General features: G+C 59.5%; 14 protein-coding genes. 5 read left to right on the top strand and 9 right to left on the bottom strand.

All coding sequences use genetic code 11. The annotated features are described in order from the left end of the window. Nucleotides 1-401: 401 nt before the first annotated feature. The 6 genes from R6U20_RS07780 to R6U20_RS07755 form a co-directional block, all read right to left on the bottom strand. The gene (locus R6U20_RS07780) at nucleotides 402-2,321 is read right to left on the bottom strand and encodes a response regulator (protein WP_410337292.1); all 1,920 of its coding nucleotides are present in this window, start codon (nucleotides 2,319-2,321) and stop codon (nucleotides 402-404) included. Beyond that, nucleotides 2,318-2,776: a response regulator gene (locus R6U20_RS07775; RefSeq protein WP_410337291.1), complete on the bottom strand. Its 459-nt coding sequence runs from the start codon at nucleotides 2,774-2,776 to the stop codon at nucleotides 2,318-2,320. Before R6U20_RS07775 ends, R6U20_RS07780 begins: the two co-directional genes overlap by 4 nt. After that, on the bottom strand, nucleotides 2,769-4,772 hold the full coding sequence (locus tag R6U20_RS07770) for an ATP-binding protein (protein ID WP_410337290.1): 2,004 nt from the start codon (nucleotides 4,770-4,772) through the stop codon (nucleotides 2,769-2,771). The genes R6U20_RS07775 and R6U20_RS07770 overlap by 8 nt, the downstream gene beginning before the upstream one ends. A gap of 511 nt (nucleotides 4,773-5,283) precedes the next feature. Then, nucleotides 5,284-6,486: a chorismate synthase gene (gene aroC / locus R6U20_RS07765; protein ID WP_410337304.1), complete on the bottom strand. Its 1,203-nt coding sequence runs from the start codon at nucleotides 6,484-6,486 to the stop codon at nucleotides 5,284-5,286. A gap of 89 nt (nucleotides 6,487-6,575) precedes the next feature. After that, nucleotides 6,576-8,180, bottom strand: a complete 1,605-nt coding sequence (locus R6U20_RS07760) for a Do family serine endopeptidase (protein WP_410337289.1) — start codon at nucleotides 8,178-8,180, stop codon at nucleotides 6,576-6,578. 159 nt (nucleotides 8,181-8,339) lie between these two features. After that, entirely contained in the window at nucleotides 8,340-9,323 is a 984-nt protein-coding gene (locus R6U20_RS07755) for a glycerophosphodiester phosphodiesterase (protein ID WP_410337288.1), read from the bottom strand. Nucleotides 9,324-9,627: 304 nt separating this feature from the next. On the opposite strand from R6U20_RS07755, the gene gyrA reads away from it, so the two are divergent. Next, entirely contained in the window at nucleotides 9,628-12,336 is a 2,709-nt protein-coding gene (gene gyrA / locus R6U20_RS07750; RefSeq protein WP_410337287.1) for a DNA gyrase subunit A, read from the top strand. A 121-nt stretch (nucleotides 12,337-12,457) separates the two neighbouring features. Here gyrA and R6U20_RS07745 read toward each other — a convergent pair whose 3' ends face one another. Together R6U20_RS07745 and lat are read right to left on the bottom strand one after the other, a co-directional pair. Further along, nucleotides 12,458-14,413 carry a T9SS type A sorting domain-containing protein gene (locus R6U20_RS07745; RefSeq protein ID WP_410337286.1) on the bottom strand — a complete coding sequence of 652 codons (1,956 nt, stop codon included), beginning with the start codon at nucleotides 14,411-14,413 and terminating at the stop codon, nucleotides 12,458-12,460. Between the two features lie 275 nt (nucleotides 14,414-14,688). Continuing rightward, nucleotides 14,689-16,071, bottom strand: a complete 1,383-nt coding sequence (gene lat / locus R6U20_RS07740; RefSeq protein WP_410337285.1) for an L-lysine 6-transaminase — start codon at nucleotides 16,069-16,071, stop codon at nucleotides 14,689-14,691. A gap of 172 nt (nucleotides 16,072-16,243) precedes the next feature. On the opposite strand from lat, the gene lipA reads away from it, so the two are divergent. The 4 genes from lipA to ndk all read left to right on the top strand — a co-directional run bounded on the left by lipA (nucleotide 16,244) and on the right by ndk (nucleotide 19,074). Beyond that, complete coding sequence (gene lipA / locus R6U20_RS07735) at nucleotides 16,244-17,221, top strand: lipoyl synthase (RefSeq protein ID WP_410337284.1); 978 nt, start codon at nucleotides 16,244-16,246, stop codon at nucleotides 17,219-17,221. A gap of 26 nt (nucleotides 17,222-17,247) precedes the next feature. Beyond that, nucleotides 17,248-17,835 carry a Uma2 family endonuclease gene (locus R6U20_RS07730; RefSeq protein WP_410337283.1) on the top strand — a complete coding sequence of 196 codons (588 nt, stop codon included), beginning with the start codon at nucleotides 17,248-17,250 and terminating at the stop codon, nucleotides 17,833-17,835. Between the two features lie 18 nt (nucleotides 17,836-17,853). Further along, nucleotides 17,854-18,441: a Uma2 family endonuclease gene (locus R6U20_RS07725; protein ID WP_410337282.1), complete on the top strand. Its 588-nt coding sequence runs from the start codon at nucleotides 17,854-17,856 to the stop codon at nucleotides 18,439-18,441. 186 nt (nucleotides 18,442-18,627) lie between these two features. Next, nucleotides 18,628-19,074, top strand: a complete 447-nt coding sequence (gene ndk / locus R6U20_RS07720) for a nucleoside-diphosphate kinase (RefSeq protein WP_410337281.1) — start codon at nucleotides 18,628-18,630, stop codon at nucleotides 19,072-19,074. A gap of 19 nt (nucleotides 19,075-19,093) precedes the next feature. Here the strand turns inward: ndk and R6U20_RS07715 are convergent, their stop codons facing one another. Then, entirely contained in the window at nucleotides 19,094-19,351 is a 258-nt protein-coding gene (locus tag R6U20_RS07715; RefSeq protein ID WP_410337280.1) for a DUF3098 domain-containing protein, read from the bottom strand. Between the last annotated feature and the right edge of the window lie 69 nt (nucleotides 19,352-19,420).

The raw sequence follows: 19,420 nt of genomic DNA, 5'->3' as shown, positions 1-19,420 counted from the left end.
TCTAGTGGAGCGCAAAGTACGACTACATAATGCGAAACGGTGGGTTGTTTTGTGCAGTTCGCCCAGCCGAGAGATAAAGCGTCCAAATGTTGCAATAACACTGCGCTCTGAGACATGAATGCGTGCCTACTGCTGTGTCACAGGTCAATGGTTGGGTTGTAAGGTCCCCGTTCGCATGCTGTCATCTTGAGCGAAGCAACTGCGCCTAGCAGGTGCGGAGTCCTGACACGAGCGAAGTGACTGATGAACGCAGTGAATAAAGATCTCCACCAAGGTTGGCAGGATCCCCTGTCCCGCCGTATCTTCTGAATGACAAGGAGATGGTTCGACTGCGCTCACCATGACACGCTTCGTTGGGGGATGATGCCAGGGTAACCATCAAAATGAGGGTTGACACAGCACTACCCGGCTTTCGTGGATGTGTGCAGTACGTCGTGCAGGGCAGCGTAGAGCTTTTCAGCGGTGAAGGGCTTGGGTAAAAAGGTGTGCCCGTCGGCCTCGGTGGGGGTATTGGCTTCGCTGTCGGAGGCCCCGCTTGCGGCAATAATCGGGAGAGCAGGGTATTTTTCGTTCAGTACATCAATCAGTTCGTGGCCGTTCATGTTGGGCATACGTAGGTCGGTGATGACAGCATCGACCGCGTCGCTGTAGTCCTCCATAAGCTCCAGCGCCTCTGCGCCGTCGGCAGCAACGATAGCGCGGTAGCCCGCACTTTCGAGCGTCTGCTGTGCGGTGTCGCGGATAAACTCTTCGTCGTCTACGATCAGCACAACCTCGCCCTGCCCATGCGTGTCGCCGCGGTCGGGCGAAGATTCGGCTTTTCCACTTTCAGCGATGGTTACGGGCAGGAAGATGCGAAAGGTTGTGCCTTGGTTCTCTTCGCTGCGCACGTCGATGAATCCGTCGTGACTCTTTACGATGCTGTAGGCGGTGGAGAGCCCGAGTCCGGTACCTTCCCCCTCGGGTTTGGTGGAGAAAAACGGCTCGAAGATCTTATCGAGCGCGTCGTCGGGGATGCCAGTGCCGGTGTCGGATACGGTGATGCGCACGTACGGCCCAGGCTCGGCGTCGATGTTGCGGCGGGCGTCGGACTCGGACAGGTCTACGTTTTCCGCCTTGATGGCAAGCGTGCCGCCGTCGGGCATCGCGTCGCGGGCGTTGACGCTAAGATTCATGAGCACCTGCTGGATCTGCGTGGCATCGCCCACGATGGTGTCGAGGGCCTCGTCGACTTCTGTTTCCACAGTGATGCGGTCGGGAAACGTTTCCCGGATGATCTTATCGACCTCGTCGATGATGGCACCCGGGTCCAGCGTTACACGTTCGCCTTCCACGCCACGCGCAAAGGCCAGCACCTGGTCGACCATGTCGGAGCCGCGTTCGGCACTCTTTTGGATCATCGAAAGCGTACGCTCGACCTGGCTGTCGTCGTCGAAGCGCTGCTGAAGCACTTTCACGCCAAGCAGAATGGGCACAAGCAGGTTGCCTAAGTCATGTGCAATACCGCCCACCAAGCGGCCGATGCTTTCCATGCGCTGCGAACGCAGAAACTGCATCTCTAATTGCTTGCGCTCGGTAATGTCGGTGTTGATAACGAGCACCGACGACGGATTTCCCGCATTGTCACGTACGAGCGTCCAGCGGCTTTCTACGACCAGATCTTCGCCATCTTTGGTATGCTGGCGCAGCTCACCGGTCCACTCGCCTTTTTCCTCGATGGTAGCAAAGCACTCCTTCAGCTTCTTTTGCTGCTCGTTGGTGTAGAGGCGCTCGCGGGCCGGTTCGCCCAGCATCTCCTCGGCCGACCATCCCGTAAGGCGCTCGGCGCTTTTATTCCAGTAGACGACCTGGCCCTCCATATCGTAGGCGATGATGGCATCGCGGGCCTTGTCGAGCAGAGCCGCCTGCTCACGGATGCGCTGGTCGGCGTGGGCACGCTCTACGGCATAACGGATGGAGCGCTCCAAGAGCGGGGCGTCGATCTCCTCTTTCGAGAGATAGTCCGCGGCCCCTGCAGCCATAGCCGTAAGGTCAATTTCGAGATCGCCCTGGCCTGTAAGCAGAATGATAGGCGTGCGGTTGCCCTGCTCATTCACGGCATGGAGCAGGTCGAGCCCGGTGTGTGCCCCAAGACGGTAGTCGACCAGACACGCGTCGTATCCCCCCGACAGAATCGCGTCGAGTCCCTCCTCGTAGCTGGAGGCCCATTCCAGGTTGCAGTCGATACTCTCAGCGCGCGACAGTAGCGCCTTCGTGATGACGTAGTCGTCCTCGTCGTCTTCAACGAGGAGCACGTCAATCACCTCTGTGGTGGTCATCATTCGGTTTCTTCGTACTGCGGAGGGAGCTTCACGATTTCGAACCAGAAGTCGCCCAGCGCCTGGATGGCGTCGGCAAGTCCATCGAATGTTACGGGCTTGGTGACAAAGGCGTTCACGCCCAGATCGTAGCTTTGCAGAATGTCCTGCTCGGCCTCTGAAGTGGTAAGTACAATAATGGGAATGCGGCGCAATGCCGGATCCGACTTAATGAGCTTCAGCGCCTCGCGTCCATCCATGCGGGGCATGTTTAGGTCGAGCAAAATGAGGCCCGGACGCGGAGCATCCTCGGGGTCGCTGTAGGGGCCTTCGTGACGCAGGTACTGCATCAGTTCCTCGCCGTCTTCGACCATTGAAATAGTGTTAGCCAGACGGCTTCGTTTCAACGCCTGCCGGGTCAGCAGCCGGTCGTCGGGGTCGTCTTCGGCAAGCAGGATGCGAATGCTTTCGTCACTCATCCAGGATCGTTTCTGTCGTGGATTGGTCATACTGGGCAGGCGCCGAAGGCGCGTCGTTAGAAGAAGGCGTGCGGCGTACCGGGAGCCATACTGTGAACGTAGTACCTTCGTCGGGAACGCTCTCTACGGCAATGCTGCCGCCATGGCGTTCCACAATGCGTCGGCAAATGGCAAGTCCCATCCCCGTTCCTTCGTATTCGCTACGCCCATGTAGGCGCTGGAACGGTGTAAAAATACGGTCTACATATTTTGATTCAAAGCCAATCCCATTGTCGGCTATACGGAGGCGGCACACCGACGTGCAGTTGGCCTGTACGGGCACCTCGTTATCCAGGTCGTGCCGGTTTATCACTGCGGTTTCGACGTTGATCTCAGGGGGAACGTCGGGGCGGTGAAACTTGAGTGCATTCCCAATCAGGTTCTGCAGAAGCTGGCGTATCTGTGTGGCATCTGCTTCAATGGTGGGCATGTCGTCGACGTGGACTGTGCCGTCTACGTCCTTAATACGCATGCTCAAGTCGGTAAGCACGTTCTGCACAATCGCGTTCAGATCGACCTCCTCGAACGGACGCGCCCGGGTGGTGATACGCGAGTACACCAGCAGGTCCGAGATGAGCTGCGACATCCGTCGTGCGGCGTCCTCCATGCGTTCCAGGTAGTGGCGGCCGGTGTCATCAAATTTGTCGCCGTAGTCTTGGATTACGAGGTTCGAGAACGCACTGATTTTACGCAGCGGCTCTTGCAGGTCGTGCGAGGCGATGTAGGCGAAGTCGCGGAGGGCGCGGTTACGCTGCTCCAGCTTTTCGTTTGCCACCGACATGGCCTGGGCAGCCTCGCGCCGCTCCGACACATCGCGGAAGGTAACAGCAATGCCGTCTTCAATCTTTACAACCATCACCTGGCACCATGTCATGCCGCCGTTGGTGTCGGCCAGGCGCAGCTCGTCTTCGTACGGCTGCCCCGTGCGTATCACATCGACATAGGCATCGAACAAGCCCTGATCGGCATGCTCGGGTAGTAAGTCGAGCATGCGTGCCCCGATGATCTCTTCGGCGGATACCTTGAGGAGTTTCTCGCCTTGGGGATTCACCAGCACGCACTCAAAATCGACGATGGTACCGCGTGTGTCACGTACAGCCGAGTACACAACAATGCCATCAAGCGAACTGGTGAGTACGCTGGAGAGCACATCGCGCGAGGTTTGCAGCGCCTCGTCTTTCAGCTGCTCGTCGGTGATGTCCTCAAAGCAGATGAATACGCCGTAGGGGTCGTCCTCGTCAAGCTCAAAGAGCGGACGCGCGTTGACGCGGATCCAACGGGGCGGGGCGTCGGGCGGATAAATGCCCATCACCTCGCCCATCACGGGCTTGCGCTCGTAGTACGCAACCCAGAACGGAAATTCAGTGTTGGCCAGCGGCGTACCGTCGGAGCGCAAGCCGTTCCACTTGTCGTCGCTAAAGCGTGAGCCGATGATTTCGGAGCGCGGGCGTCCAAATATTTCGGGCACAGTGTCGTTACAGTCGCGAAAGACGCCGTCGCTATCCATAAGGAGCGCACCTTCCTGAATGGTGTCGAGCAGCGTATCGAACCGCGCCTCGACCTGCTGTCTCAGGCGGTCGGTCTGGCGTTCGCTGGTACGGTCGGCCATGTAGAGCAGCGCATGCGTGGCCGCAGCGTCCTCGGCAGATGCCTCGGCAGGGGCCACGGGACGCAGTTGCCAATCGACCCACCGGGGACCGGCGCCTGGAAAGTGGATGCGACGCTGCGCTCCTCGCATTGTACGGTGTTCACGGAGGCAGCGGGTAATAGCTTCGCGCCAGGCCCCCTCGTCATCGCGGATTAAGTCAAACAGTGAGTCGGTGTCGCCTGCGTTTGGGACCAGCACACGGAAGGTGCGTCTCCACCGTTCGCTCTCGGCATGAATACGGCCTTCTGCATCCACCAGAACGACGGGGGCCGGCATGGCTTCAACAAACGAAGAAAGAGAGCTACGCATCATCATAAAACAGTGCAACAAGAGCGAGGCAGCAAGGCAATCCGCCCGCATGCGGGTTGGCCTAACTGCATAAAGAGAGGGCCGCTGGAGCGGGTCCTCGTATGCCGTACACGGGCATCGGCAAGGATGGAGGTGTGCGGGAATCAGTTTCTGTAGAAACAGCCTGTGTGAGGACAGTGGCAGGAATGAAAACACAGCTCGACAATGCGACGCCTGGTCCACAACCAGAATCGATTGGTAGAGCCTACCACTGGGTGTAGGTGACTGGTCAACAACTGAAGGGCGTATGAGGGCGTGTGGCTACTTCGGCATGCCTTTCTACCGAGTGAGCATACCATTGCTTCGCGAATGTAACAGCATGATTGCAGATGTTACAAACAGCTTCAAGGTACAGGGTCTGGGCGTTAGAATCAACTCCATATGTTGCTTCTTCCCTTCGCCTTTGGTTGTCTCTGGATCGACTTGTCGCCAACTGGCTCCTGCCTGCACCAAAGGGGATCCCCGGTCCGGTCTACTGTGCGCGGGCGTCGCGGTCGTGCTCAATATGGGCTTTGAGGTCATCGAAGGTGTCGCCGCCGTATTTTTCGAGCAGCGCCTCGGCAAGCGTCCAGGCTACGGTGGCTTCGGCCACGGTCGAGGCTGCGGGTACACTGGTAATGTCGCTGCGCTCGTAGCGCGTGGGCTGGGCCTCGCCCGTAGCGGTATCGACCGAGTCGAGCGGTTTGATGAGTGTGGGAATAGGTTTCATGTATCCGCGTACCACAATGGGCATGCCGTTGGTCGTGCCGCCCTCAAGCCCACCTGCTCGATTGGTGCGACGTGGGTACTCGTCTCCCTCGCCTGGCAGAATGGGATCGTGTACTTTTGAGCCGGGACGTCTTGCATTGCGCACGCCATCGCCAATTTCAGCAGCTTTCTGCGCTTGGATGGAGCAGATCGCCTGTGCAAGGCGCCCGTCGAGGCGGCGGTCCCAGTGCACGTATGAGCCCAGTCCGGGTGGCACTCCGGTGGCAATGACCTCATAGGTGCCGCCAAGCGAGTCGCGGTTGGCCTTTGCCTCTTCGATATGTTCGATGCATCGCTCGGTCATCGCATCGTCGAGCATGCGGGTCGCGCTTTTGTCGGCCTGTTCGTAAACAGCGCGGGCGCTGCCATCGCCTTCGATCAGCGCTTCAACAGGGTCGTACCAGGCTTCGGGACCGTCCCAGCCCACCTCGCCAATTCGTGTTACGTGGCTGCCCACCTCAATGCCCAGCTTCCGCAACAGCGTACGGGCGACCGAGCAGCAGGCTACCCGCATGGCCGTTTCGCGCGCGCTGCTGCGGTCGATGACCGGGCGCATGTCATCGAAGTTGTACTTTTGCATCCCCGCCAGGTCGGCATGTCCGGGACGCGGCAGCGTAACGGGCTCGACGCCTTCGCCCTCCCCTTCAATTGCCATTTTCTCTGGCCAGCCCGCTTTGTCTTTTTTGTAGGCCCCGTTGTCGATGCGTATGGCGATGGGACTGCCCAGCGTTTTCTCAAACCGGATGCCCGAGTAAATATATACCTTGTCGTTTTCAATTTTGGAGCGTCCCCCGCGTCCATAGCCGAGCCAGCGGCGTGCCAGGTGCTCGTTAATATCGGCAGGTGTTAGGGGGATGTGAGCAGGCATACCTTCGACGATGCCAATCAGGGCTTCGCCGTGCGACTCGCCTGCGGTGAGGTATCGGATCATGGGGATGGTGGCAATCAGTAAAAAATGAGTACGGCTCCCGGTATGGCAGGGCCTGTTTGCATCCCTCTTTACGGGAGAGATGCGGGTTAGGGTCGTTCAATTTCGTAGAAGGCTCCGGTACCGTTGCGGCGTTGCACGCGCACAAGCACGCGGGGTGGGGTTGCTTCGCCGAGGAGGCGCTCGGCTTCGGTGGCGCTTTCCACAGGAGTTTCTTCGATGTGCGTAATCACGACATCGCGGCGTAGCCCCGCACGGGCAGCGCGTTCACCGTTTTCAACGAACACGACGTACGCGCCCTGGTCGATGCCGAAAGCGGTTCGGTGCGTATCTTGTAGCGGACGTAGCCCCAGCCCCCACTCGGAGAGGTTGACCGTAGCATCGGATTCGTCGGGCTCATCTTCGTCATTGGACGGAGGGTCGGCGGGGCCAGACTGAGGAGGCTCGCGGGTGCTATCGGCTCCGCCTTCGAGTTCCGAGAGCCACTCTTGGTAGGCCATCGCCTCGCGGCCCATCAGGCTTACCTGTTTGGTTTGTTCTTCGCCATCGCGCAGGATGCGCAGCTCCATCGTTTCGCCTGGACGCCGCTGTGCCACGGCGCTTTGGAGCATGTTGGGCGCGTTGATAGGGCGTCCATCAATCGCAAGCACCACATCACCGTCTTGGAGCCCGGCCTCGTCGGCGGCCCCGCCAGGGCGTACCGTGCCCACATACACGCCCTGAATGCGATCCATGCTGAGGCGATCGGCTCGCGCGGCGTCCACTTCTTCGATGCTCACTCCCAGGTAGCCACGCCGCACCTCGCCAAACTCGATCAGGTCGGTCACAACACGCTGCACCAACTGGGTGGGGACGGCAAACCCGTAGCCCTCATACGATCCGCTCTCGGTGGCAATGGCGGTGTTAATGCCTACGAGTTCTCCGTTAAGGTTTACGAGCGCGCCTCCCGAGTTGCCCGGATTAATGGCGGCATCGGTCTGAATGAAGTCTTCAATGCTGAACGTATCGTCGATAATGTCAACCTGCCGCCCGAGTGCACTTACAATGCCCGCTGTTACCGTTGAGGTAAGGCGGAACGGATTGCCTACAGCCACGACCCAGTCGCCCACACGCAAGTTGTCCGAGTCGCCGAGTGGAGCAGTGGGAAGGGGATCTTCGGGATCGACCTTCAGCACCGCCAGGTCGGTTGACGGATCGGTGCCCACCACGCGTGCCTCGTATTGCCGCTTGTTGTGTAGCGTGACGCGAATGGCCTCTGCCTGTGCCACGACGTGTTCGTTGGTTACGATATGCCCTTCGGCGCTCAGGATCACGCCACTGCCTACGCTCTGGCGCATGCGCGGAGGCATGAACTGCTCCATATCCCCCTCGAACCGGAAGTTACGCTCGGCGTTGCGGTCAGACTCGATCTGGATGAACACAACGGTGGGTGTTACGCGGTCGGCAATGCGCCGAAAGGCAGCATTCAGAGTGCGCAGGTTGGGCTCCGATACGGGGGCTGCCGTGCTGTCTGTGGGCGTGGGGGGCGGCAGCGTGACGGTGTTTCCGCCCAACTCAATGCGTGGACGAGGCGACTCAACGGCCGCCTCCGGTTCGGGCGTTACCAGTAGCATGACCAGCACGCCTGTCAGCAGGCCCACCACAAGGAGCCCCACCCCGATTCCAATTTGGACAAGACGACGCGACACCGGCATGGGCACCAAAGGTTCTGCAAAAGAAGTACGCTTGCTGCGTTTAATGCGCAGCGTCTACAGGAGTATAAAAAGCGTACGCGAAAACCACCTACTCTCCAGAGCGATTGTTTCGCTTTGTTTCATTCAGGCGCATCGCGTTTCGGTGCAGCGCCCAGGCATCTACTCGGCACGTACGCGCATGCCCCGATCCGGGTAGTCCGTAATCAGTCCATCTACACCTATTTCTACGAGGCCACGCATAGTCTCAAGATCGTTCACCGTCCACGGAATGACCTGCATGCCCTGCGCGTGAGCAGTCTGCACCAGTGCGGCATCGACCAGTGCAGCGTCCGGGCTGTAGATATGGGGTACAAAGCCCAGTGCCTCCAGGTTTTCGGATACGCCCTGATCGCTTTCCTGGGCAATGAGCAGCGCCAGTCGGAGTTCAGGGGCTGCTTCGCGGGTGTAGCGCAGCGTACGCGGGTCGAACGACTGTACCGTGGTTCGGGGGGATACCCCGGTAGCGGCGATCACGTCAATGAGATGCTGCGCAAACGCATTGGGCGGAGGGTGAAAGCGACCCTCCCATGCCGGACGGCTTTTCGTTTCGATATTGTAGAATACCGGTTCGCGTTCGGTTGCTCGTACAAACGCCTCGGCCTGCGCAATGACGTCGCGCAGTAGCGGCTTGGCGGCGGGCTCGGGCTGCTGTTCCGGAAAAGACGGGTGCTGCCGCTGCCCACAGTCGTACGCGGCAATCTCATCGTACGTCATGCGGTACAGGTTGTGCTGCTGCGCCTCGTCGTTGGGGAGGGGCGCGCCATTGGGAGCGGTGCAGATATCTGCGTTCATCCACGGCTCATGGGATACGACCACCTGCCCATCGGCACTGATGACGACATCCATCTCCAGTGTGGGCAGGCCCTGTTCGAGCGCATACTGAAACGCCGGCCACGTATTCTCGGGGCGCCGCCCGCGCGCGCCACGATGGCCTTGCACATCGAGGCCGGCAGGCGTACGAAGCGTATCGGAGCGGTACGGGGTGGTGGCCTCGGGGTCGGACATAGCAGCAGGGCGTTGATTGGGAACGTGCAGGGCCACAGTGCCCAACATCGCCAGTAAGGTAATGAGCACAATGCTCCGAATCCAACCTATGAACCTCATCCCTTGTTGGGGCGGGTTGTGTGATACAAACGTGTGTGATACAAACGTGTGTGATACAAACGTGTGTGATACAAACAGATGTCAAGCATATCTGTGCTGATGCAGTATGAATGCCACATCGTGCATGAAGAACCCCTAAGACCCTCAATTGATGCCCTTCCCCCTCGCGCAGGGGTAGCTATTTCGCTGCGCGGTCTGTATATTGCTGTGCTTGCCATATACGCCCGTTTAGAGCGCGCCCATCGTGCTTGCAAGGGGGCGGCAGGCCTTTTCTTTTTGAGACGAGTATACAGGCTACTGGAGTATGGAAACCGACGACAGCCGCATCATCCCCATCCAGATCGAGGAGGAGATGAAATCCTCCTACATCGACTATTCGATGTCGGTCATTGTGAGCCGCGCTCTGCCCGACGTGCGCGACGGCCTGAAGCCCGTGCACCGGCGCGTGCTTTACGGCATGCATGAACTCGGTCTTACCGCGGGGTCCAACTATAAGAAGTGCGCTCGTATCGTAGGCGAGGTGCTCGGAAAGTACCACCCACACGGCGATTCGTCGGTTTACGACACGCTGGTGCGCATGGCGCAGCACTTTTCGATGCGCTACCCGCTCGTAGACGGCCAGGGCAACTTTGGCTCGGTCGATGGCGACTCGGCAGCGGCCATGCGGTACACCGAGGCGCGCATGGTCAAGATCGCCGAGCGCATGCTCGACGATATCAACAAGGAGACCGTTTCTACGCAGGAGAACTTCGACGGCACGCTTGAGGAGCCGACCGTGCTTCCTGCAGCGTTTCCGAACATGCTCGTGAACGGGGCCGACGGCATTGCCGTGGGCATGGCCACGAAGATCCCGCCCCACAATCTGGGCGAGGCTATCGACGCGGTGGTCGCCTACATCGACAACCCCGAGATTGATATCGACGGGTTGATGGAGCATCTGCCAGCGCCGGACTTCCCCACCGGCGGCATTATCTATGGATACGCGGGGGTGTACGAGGCCTACCACACCGGGCGCGGGCGCGTCATTATGCGGGCTAAGATGCACGAGGAAGAGATCCGCAAGGGCCGCATGGCGCTGGTCATTACGGAAATCCCGTATCAGGTCAACAAGAGCACACTCATCGAGCGCATCGCCCAGCGCGTGCGTGACGAGCGCATTGAGGGCATCTCGGATCTGCGCGATGAGAGCGATCGCGACGGGATGCGCATTGTGGTAGAACTGAAGCAGGATGCGGTGCCGCTCGTTGTTAAGAATCAACTGTACAAGCACTCGCGCCTGCAAGACACCTTTGGCGTGAACATGGTGGCGCTCGTGAACGGGCGTCCGCGTGTGCTGAACCTGCAACAGGCCGTGCATCATTATGTGGAGCACCGCCACACCATTGTGAAGCGGCGCACCGAGTACGACCTCAACAAAGCCCAGAAGCGCTCGCACGTGCTGGAGGGCTTGACGCGCGCGCTCGACAACCTCGACGCCGTCATTGCGATCATCCGCCACTCGCCCGCCACCGCCGACGCCCGCGAAAACCTGATTGCGGGGCGCTACCCCGACCCGCTGACCCGCGAGGAACTCGACGATTTAGGTCTGCCTGCTGCGCATCCAATCGACCGCGAAGAAGATACCTCCATTGCCACGCGCCTCTTGGGCGAGGGCTATGACGACTTAACGCCGCAAGCGCCGCCGCAGGCGTGGCTCACCGAAGAACAGGCCAATGCCATCTTGCGCCTGCGCCTGAGCCGCCTTACCGGACTCGAACGCGAGAAGATCGTGGGCGAGTACCGCGACATCATGGAAGAGATCAAGCGTTTACATACCATCCTGAACGACCGCAGCGAGCGCATGGCGCTGGTGCGCAAAGAGCTGCTGGAAGTGAAGGATAATTTCGACGATGAGCGCCGCACCGAGATCGATTACACGGGCGGCGGCGACATCATTATCGAAGACCTGATTGAACGCGAGCATGTGGTGGTTACCGTCACGCACCAGGGACTCACCAAGCGCACCAGCGTCGATACGTACCGCGCTCAAGGGCGTGGGGGGGTGGGGCTGCGCGCCAGCGGCACCCGCGACGACGACTACATTGAGCACCTGTTCGTGACGCACTCGCACGACATGCTGCTCTTCTTTACCGACCACGGCCAATGCTACTGGCTCCGCGTCTTTGAAATCCCGGAAGGCAGCCGCACCGCGAAGGGGCGCTCCATCCGCAACCTTATCGAAATTGCCCCCGACGACCGGATTCGCGCGGTCCTCTCCGTGAGCAAGGAGGACTTCGAAGACGACGACTTCCTGAACAATCACCATGTGCTCATGGCTACGCGCAATGGGCAGGTCAAGAAGACCGTGCTGGAAGCGTTTAGCCGTCCGCGCTCGAACGGGATTATCGCGATCTCAATTGATGACGACGATGCACTCATCGAGGCGGCGCTCACCGCAGGCGAGAATACGGTGGTGGTAGCGTCTTCGGGGGGACGCGCGGTGCACTTCCACGAAGGTGATGTGCGCGACACCGGACGTAATACGCGCGGTGTGCGTGGCATACGCCTTAGCCAGGGCGAAACGCTTGTGGGCATGATCTCGGTGGATCCCGATCAGGACTCGGCTCCCGATGTGTTTACGCTCTCGGCCAAGGGCTACGGCAAACGCACTGAACTGGACCGCTACCGTGTGCAGGGGCGCGGCGGGAAGGGGCTCATCACACTCAACAAGACGAAGCGCACCGGACCGCTGGCGGCCATTAAGGGCGTGCAGGACGAGCAGGACCTGATGGTCATTACGGAGAACGGCATCATGATTCGCACCAGCGTCGACGAGATCAGCACGATGGGACGCAACACGCAGGGCGTGCGGGTCATCAACCTGAAGAAGGACGATACGATTGCGGATGTGACCCGCGTGGCACTCGACGACCTGGACGACGCGGAGACTGACGACGCGGACGACGACAAAACCGACGACGAAGCGTCCGCAACTCCTGCGGCGCCGTCTGCCAACGGGCAAGCGACTGAGTAGCGATCCGCGTGAGACTGCCGGAGGCGTGCCTCGGGCCTGCGCTTCCCTCTAACTACAACGAAAAGCACCGCCACGTGCGTAGCGGTGCTTTTTTTGTGCGGGTGGGTGTTTTCGGTGCGGGTTAGCGCGTCAGAGACACACGGCGCGTTTCAGAAAAGTCTTCGCCGATAATGCGGACAAAGTAGGTGCCGCTGCCCCATGTGCTTCCATCTACGGTGAGCGTGCGCGGCACATCTTCTTGCAGTCCCACGCGGTCGCGATACACGCGCTGCCCGATGGTGTTATACACCTCTACGTCGACGGTCTGGGTGGTCTCGGCAGTGACGTCGAAGCGGAAGAGGCCATTGGTGGGATTCGGGTAGGCTTCGGTGAAAACTACTGGGGCGTCGAACGGAATCTCAGCTTCTACCGGCTCGCTAAGCAAGACATTGCCTTCATTGTCGGTTGCGCGGATGCGGTACTGATACACGCCAGCGGCCTGATTTTCGAACAAGGCCTGCGCGTCGGTCACAGGCATCTCCGAGATGACTTCAAACTCGGGATTTTCGGTGCCCCGTCCTGCAGCGCGCTCCACCTCGAACTGGAAATCGGCTACGTCAGGCGGCAGATTCCAGTCTACAGACACTGGAGCGCGCCCCTGACTGTTAGGTGACGATTCGACTGACGCGGCAACCTCAAACGGTTTGATTTCGACCGGATCGGAGGAAAAGGTGATATCGGCCTCGGTGCCGTCGTCGAAGATCCAGGTGAGGTCGAACGTATAGCGTCCCATACGCAGGTCTTCAATCGGAAACACGACTTCGGAGCCCGTGCGGTTCTCAGCAGAGAGACGCTCTTCGGCCACTTCCTCTCCAAACCGTTTGGTTGTGATGATGTACTCATCAATGCGATCGGCATCGGTGCCCGTATTCCACGAGAGCGTGGCACTGCCCGACTCGGAGCGCGCAGCTGCCTGAAATGCAAAGACGGTAGACCCGATGGACTCCAGGCAGCCCTGGTTGAGCGTCCAGCCCATGTCAGACAGAAGTCCGCACATGTTGGGGCCTGGCACGCGTGTGACCTCATTAAAGCCGATTTGTGGCGTCATGAGTGTATTCGGGTCGTCTGGGGGATAGGTTGCCTCGTCGAAGTGCGCGATGCTGGATCCGCCCGTGTACGACGACGGCGCGTAAAGCTGGGCGGGTACGGGGCCGGTGCTGGTTTCAGCGGCGAGATCGGTGTTTTCTCCCGTGGCAAAGAGCGCGTTGCTGGTCAGCGCATCACCGAGGTCGGTCGAGGGGTTTGGGTAACGAGATTCGTTGAGCAGCCGGTTGAACGTGCCGGGCGGATCCTCATGCACGATCCGGTCGGTAAGTATGCCCGGAACGCCGGGCGCTTCCGAAATGCCCCATGAGCCTTCGCCGTTGCTCACATCGGTCAGGTTTAAGAAGTTGAGCCCATGTCCAATCTCGTGAAGAATTACTGTGGTGAAGTCGATTTCGTTGGATGCGGGCTCGCCTTCGCCGAAGTGCCAGTCGTTGCGCCCGCTGTTCACGTTTACGATAATGTCGGGCTCGCCCGCGTTCTGATCGTTCTCCAGCAGCGCATCGGTGAGGGCATCGCCTACGAGGAAGCTGTTGCCATCGGTATCGGTAAGTTCGTACAAGAACCGTGGCCCAGCTGAAGCCAGAACGTTTTCGCCCTGGTCCTGAAACGAGGCATCAATCCGAATCTCGACGGGAGTGGTGATGTGTGTGCGCCACACATCGATCGCGCGCTGAAAGGCCTCTTGTGCCTCGGTGGTGAAGCCCGATCCGTAGTCAACGGTGATATCGGCCTCCTCATTTTTCGGGATAGCGGTATCGGAGGTCTTGAACGTATCCATGTCGCGCGGGTCATTTTCATATCCGCACACTTCATCGTACGACATGACCTGCTCGAAGGGAATCTTGTTGGTGACCCGGAACTCGCGGTCGGGGGTGTACTGGGCCTGTGCCGAAGGGCTATGTACGGCCATCCAGGCAAGCACAAGCACCAGGCTACAGAGCAGCGCTCCGAGGCGGGAAGCAGGCGTGTATGAGGAAGAAGACAACGACATCCGACTACTTTTCTGTTCAAGGGTACTAAACGAAGAATCTGGCTCGCAGCTCGATGACCACGGCGATGCAAAACACGGACGGTATTGTGCTCCGAGCGTACACATTACTATACTATAATAGGCGCTGTTTGGTTAAACTGCAATCGGACGAGGCATACCAAACCGATCCCCACTGACCATGGGGGACAGCCAGTGGGGAAAATGCATCAGATACAGGGCAAGATGTCTGGCGTGTACCTATTTGCCACGGCTTGCCATGCGTGCAGCGCTGGTTGCTAGGCATCGCGATGACGCGTCGTTTGCTGCGTAGCCGTGGTCATAGCCGCATCGAGGCGGTTGATGCCTTCATCGATCTCGCTCGCGGTGATAGTCAGGGGCGAGCGGAAGCGAATGGAGGATTCGCCACATCCTAAGATGATGACGCCTTCCTCAAAGCACTGCTCCAGCACCGCATCCCGATGCGCTTTGGTGGGCAGGTCGAACGCGCACATCAGGCCGCGTCCACGTACGTTCGTGATTGCCTCGTGCGTATCCGCAAGGGCATGTAACCGGTCTTGCAGGTGACTGCCTGCATGGGCTGCGTGGTCAACGAGTTCGTCTTCTTCGATGATCTCAAGAATGCGGTCGAAGCGGACCATGTCGACCAGGTTACCGCCCCAGGTCGAGTTGATACGACTCGGTGTTTCAAACACGTGGCCGTCCACTTCGTCGAGCTTGCGTCCGGCCAAAATGCCGCATACCTGCGTCTTCTTGCCGAACGCCATGATGTCTGGCGCTACACCAATGGCCTGATGCGCCCAGAACTTGCCCGTGATGCCAACGCCGCTCTGCACCTCATCAAAGATGAAGAGGGCGTCGTTCTCGTGGGCAATGTCTTTCAGATCGCGCAGGAACGACGTACGAAAGTGATTATCGCCGCCCTCGCCCTGAATCGGCTCCAGGATGACCGCGGCAATCTCATCGGTGTGCTCGTGGAACGCGCGCTTGGCCTGCTGCAGGGCTTGCTGCTCTTTGTGGGCCAGGCGCTCTTCTTCAGCGTCGTCGATCGGAAAGTGTATCTTCGGGTTGGTGATGCGGGGCCAATCGAACTTTGGGAAGTACATCGTCTTCCGCGGATCGGCGGTGTTCGTGAGCGACATGGTGTATCCGCTGCGTCCATGAAAGGCCTGGTCAAGGTGCAGCACTTTGTGCCCAACTTCGCGCCGGTAGCCCTTCTGAAAATTCTTGCGCACCTTCCAGTCGAAAGCGGCCTTCAGTGCATTCTCAATCGCGAGGGCACCGCCCGAAATGAAAAACGTGTATGGCAGGTAATTCGGGATGCCCACGCGGCTAAACGTATCCACAAACCGCGCCATGTGCTCGGTCATCACATCCGAGTTGGTGATCTTGTTGAGCGCGGCATCCATGATGCGCTGCCGAAACGCGTCGTCGCGGGCCAGTTTCGGGTGGTTCATTCCCAACGGACTGGACGCGTAGAACCCGAACAGGTCGATGAAGGAGGCATCGCCCGATTTGTCTTTCAGGCGCACGCCCTGGCTTTCGTCCATGTCGAGCACCATGCGCATCATGCCTTTGGTGAGCATGTGGCGGGAAAGTACGTCGCGCACGTCCTTGGGTCCAATGGGATGTACAGCGGTTGCTACGTCTGCTTCAGTCATACAGGAGGGGGCAATACGTCAAGCGAAATCGGTGAACACTGGAAGGGCTTTCCCCTCGGCGGGAGCCGTTGCATTTAGAGGAACGCCCTGTTAGGTCTTTCGTTACGTGCAAAGCAGCAATTCTTTCCCTGCTGCCTTCCGCAAAGCCTCGTGTAAACCCCGCCTTTAGTGCATGTCGGATTCCGGCGCAACGTCTCCCAAAACTCCTGACGATCTTCAACTTCGCTCCGTCGAGAAAGAAGAACTCGCTTCCTCGGGCGACGGCGACCCTGGCTTTTTTGAACTGCCTGTCGTCGAAGACACCAACAAAAACAAGCAAGGCAAACGCCCCGACTGGCTCCGCGTGAAGCTGCCGCAAGGCAAGGAGTTTAAGAAAGTGCGTAGCATCATCGACGAGCACGACCTGCACACGGTGTGCGAGAGCGCCAACTGCCCGAACATGGGCGAGTGCTGGAGTGCAGGCACGGCTACGTTCATGATCTTGGGCAACATCTGCACGCGCTCGTGCGGGTTCTGCGCTATTAAGACGGGTCGTCCGCAAGACGGACTCGACTGGGACGAGCCGCGCCGCGTGGCCGAGGCTGCCGACCTGATGGGCGTGCAGCATGCGGTCGTCACCAGCGTGAACCGCGACGAGCGCAAGGATGGCGGCGCCCCCATCTTTGCCGATACCATCAACCGCCTGCACGAACTGGGCTGCACGGTTGAGGTCCTTACGCCCGACTTCCGCGGCATCCGCGAGGCGTGCCAGACGGTGTTTGATGCCCGCCCCGACATCTTTAACCACAACATGGAAACGGTGCCCCGCCTCTACCGCCGTGTGCGTCCGCAAGCCGACTATCAGCGCTCTCTCGATGTGCTGCAGTGGGCCAAAGAAGATGGCCTGCGCACCAAGAGCGGCATCATGGTGGGGCTGGGCGAAGACCCCGAAGAGGTCCTGGAACTGATGGACGACTTCGTGGAGATCGGCCTCGACGTGATGACGATTGGACAGTACATGCAGCCGACGAAGATGCACCTGCCCGTTGAGGACTGGGTGGAGCCCGAAACCTTTGCCTGGTACAAAGAAGTGGGCGAGGCAAAGGGCATTGAGCACGTAGAAAGCAGTCCGCTCACGCGCTCGTCGTATCACGCCGAGAAGCACGTGTAACCGCACAAAGGTCTCGCCCTTCTGCTATGCCTGTTTCTGCACCCGCAACCCTGCCGGCGCCAACGCTCTATCGCTTTTCGGTGAGCGACTATCACCGGATGGGGGAAGCGGGGGTGCTGGGGCCAGATCTCAATGTCGAACTGCTGAACGGTCACATCTACGAAATGTCGCCCATCGGAAGCCGGCACGCTGCGTGTGTCGATCGCCTCACCCGTCTTTTCATGCACGCAGTCGATGATCGCGCCATTGTGCGGGTTCAAAACCCGATTGTGCTTCCACCCGATTCGGAGCCGGAGCCCGATGTGGCACTGCTGAAACCGCGCGACGACGACTACGCATCTCGCCACCCGCGCCCCGACGAGGTGCTGCTCGTGGTCGAAGTGGCCGACTCCTCGCTTCCGTTCGACCAAGATGTGAAGGTACCGCTGTATGCGCAAGCGGGCATCCCCGAAGTGTGGGTCGTGGCGCTCAACGAAGACCGAGTGCATGTGTATCAGACCCCCGAATCGAACCGCTATCGCGAGCAGACGACGTATGACCGCGGCGACACGTGTATGCTTCCGCAGCCGCTCGGCGATCACTCTGCTTCTGTGGATGCGGTCCTGCCTTCGTAAACGAAAGACGGCGCTGCCATGCCTGTTGCTGCTCCGCCCGTTTCGGACCCCACCCCGCTTCGCTTTTCGGTAAGCGACTATCACCGGATGGCGGAGGCGGGCGTGCTGGGCACGGATCGCCGCATCGAACTGCTGAACGGTCACATCTACGAAATGTCTCCCATCGGAAGCGAGCATGCGGCGTGTGTGCGTCGTCTCACGCGTGTGTTTTCAGCACACGTTCATCCCAGGCAGGCCCTCGTGAGCGTGCAAAACCCAATTGTGCTTCCGCCCGATTCGGAGCCGGAGCCCGATGTGGCACTGCTGAAACCGCGCGACGACGACTACGCCTCTCGCCATCCACGCCCCGACGAGGTGCTGCTCGTGGTCGAAGTAGCCGACTCCTCGCTTCCGTTCGATCAGGAGGTGAAGGTACCGCTGTATGCGCAAGCAAGCATCCCCGAAGTGTGGGTCGTGGCGCTCAACGAAGACCGAGTGCACGTATACCGCATGCCCGAGTCTGGCAGCTACCGTGAGTCCGCCATCTACGAGTGCAGCGACGAGATTGCACTTCCTCTTAAGGCGGTGCCCGCTGCGTTGGCGGTGAGTGATATGCTGGGCACGTAGCTATCGCATCCCCCAGAATACGCCAGAACGGATTCCCTTCACACAACTTCGCCCAGCGATTCATCGCATGTCAACACCGCATGGGGCAAACCGTCGTACGGAATGCGTGATTTGCGGTCGGCATCGTCACACATTGGCCCCACCGCCGCGTTATTCTATCTCTTTCGTACTAATTTGCTTTGCCCTATGGCTACCGAACGCACTCTTGCCATCCTCAAGCCCGACTGCGTCCGCAAGGAACTGATCGGCACCGTACTTGCACGCATCCAAGACGCCGGGTTTGCCGTGCGCGCCCTGAAAATGATCACCCTCTCGAAGCGGGAAGCCGAGGGCTTCTACGCTGTGCACCAGGACAAGCCGTTCTTTGACGAACTGACCGACTTCATGTCGAGCGGTGCGTGTGTGCCGATTGTGCTTGAAAAAGAGAATGCAATTTCCGACTTCCGTGCTCTGATTGGGGCTACGAATCCGGACGAGGCCAACGAGGGCACCATCCGCGCCGACTTTGCGGACTCGATTTCGACTAACATTGTGCACGGCTCCGATTCGGTTGAGAACGGCCAGAAGGAAGCCGCCTATTTCTTTGCCGAACATGAGATTGTGGCGAACCAGAAGGCCCTCCAGGCCGCGTAAGTGTGCCTCGCAGTTGGCGTTACGCTTCGCTGTCGGAAGCAGCCTCGGGTTGGTCGGGACGCCAGAGCAAAGCATAGATGATTCCGACGTATCCGCCCATCAGAAGGAGCGGCCCCACGTACAGCGAAAGGACTCCTTCGAGTGCACTTTCGGCGTACATAAGGGTGAAGCCAAGCACGATAGCCAGCACGCCTGCCAGGAGCAGCTTGTAATTGGTCGGTTGCAGAACCGGCGGCACAGGGCGGCGTGAGCGGCGTGAGCGGGAAGCGCGAGGCATAACTGAAGTAAGGGTGTTGGCAAAAGACGTTGACAACAGAAGACACGCGCCCCAACATTGCATGGATCG

Origin of the sequence: Longimonas sp., from assembly GCF_046498435.1 — a bacterium.
GTDB lineage: Bacteria > Bacteroidota > Rhodothermia > Rhodothermales > Salinibacteraceae > Longimonas.
The sequence above is the reverse complement of the archived record's forward strand: the minus strand, read 5'-3'. Positions and strand labels throughout refer to the sequence as shown.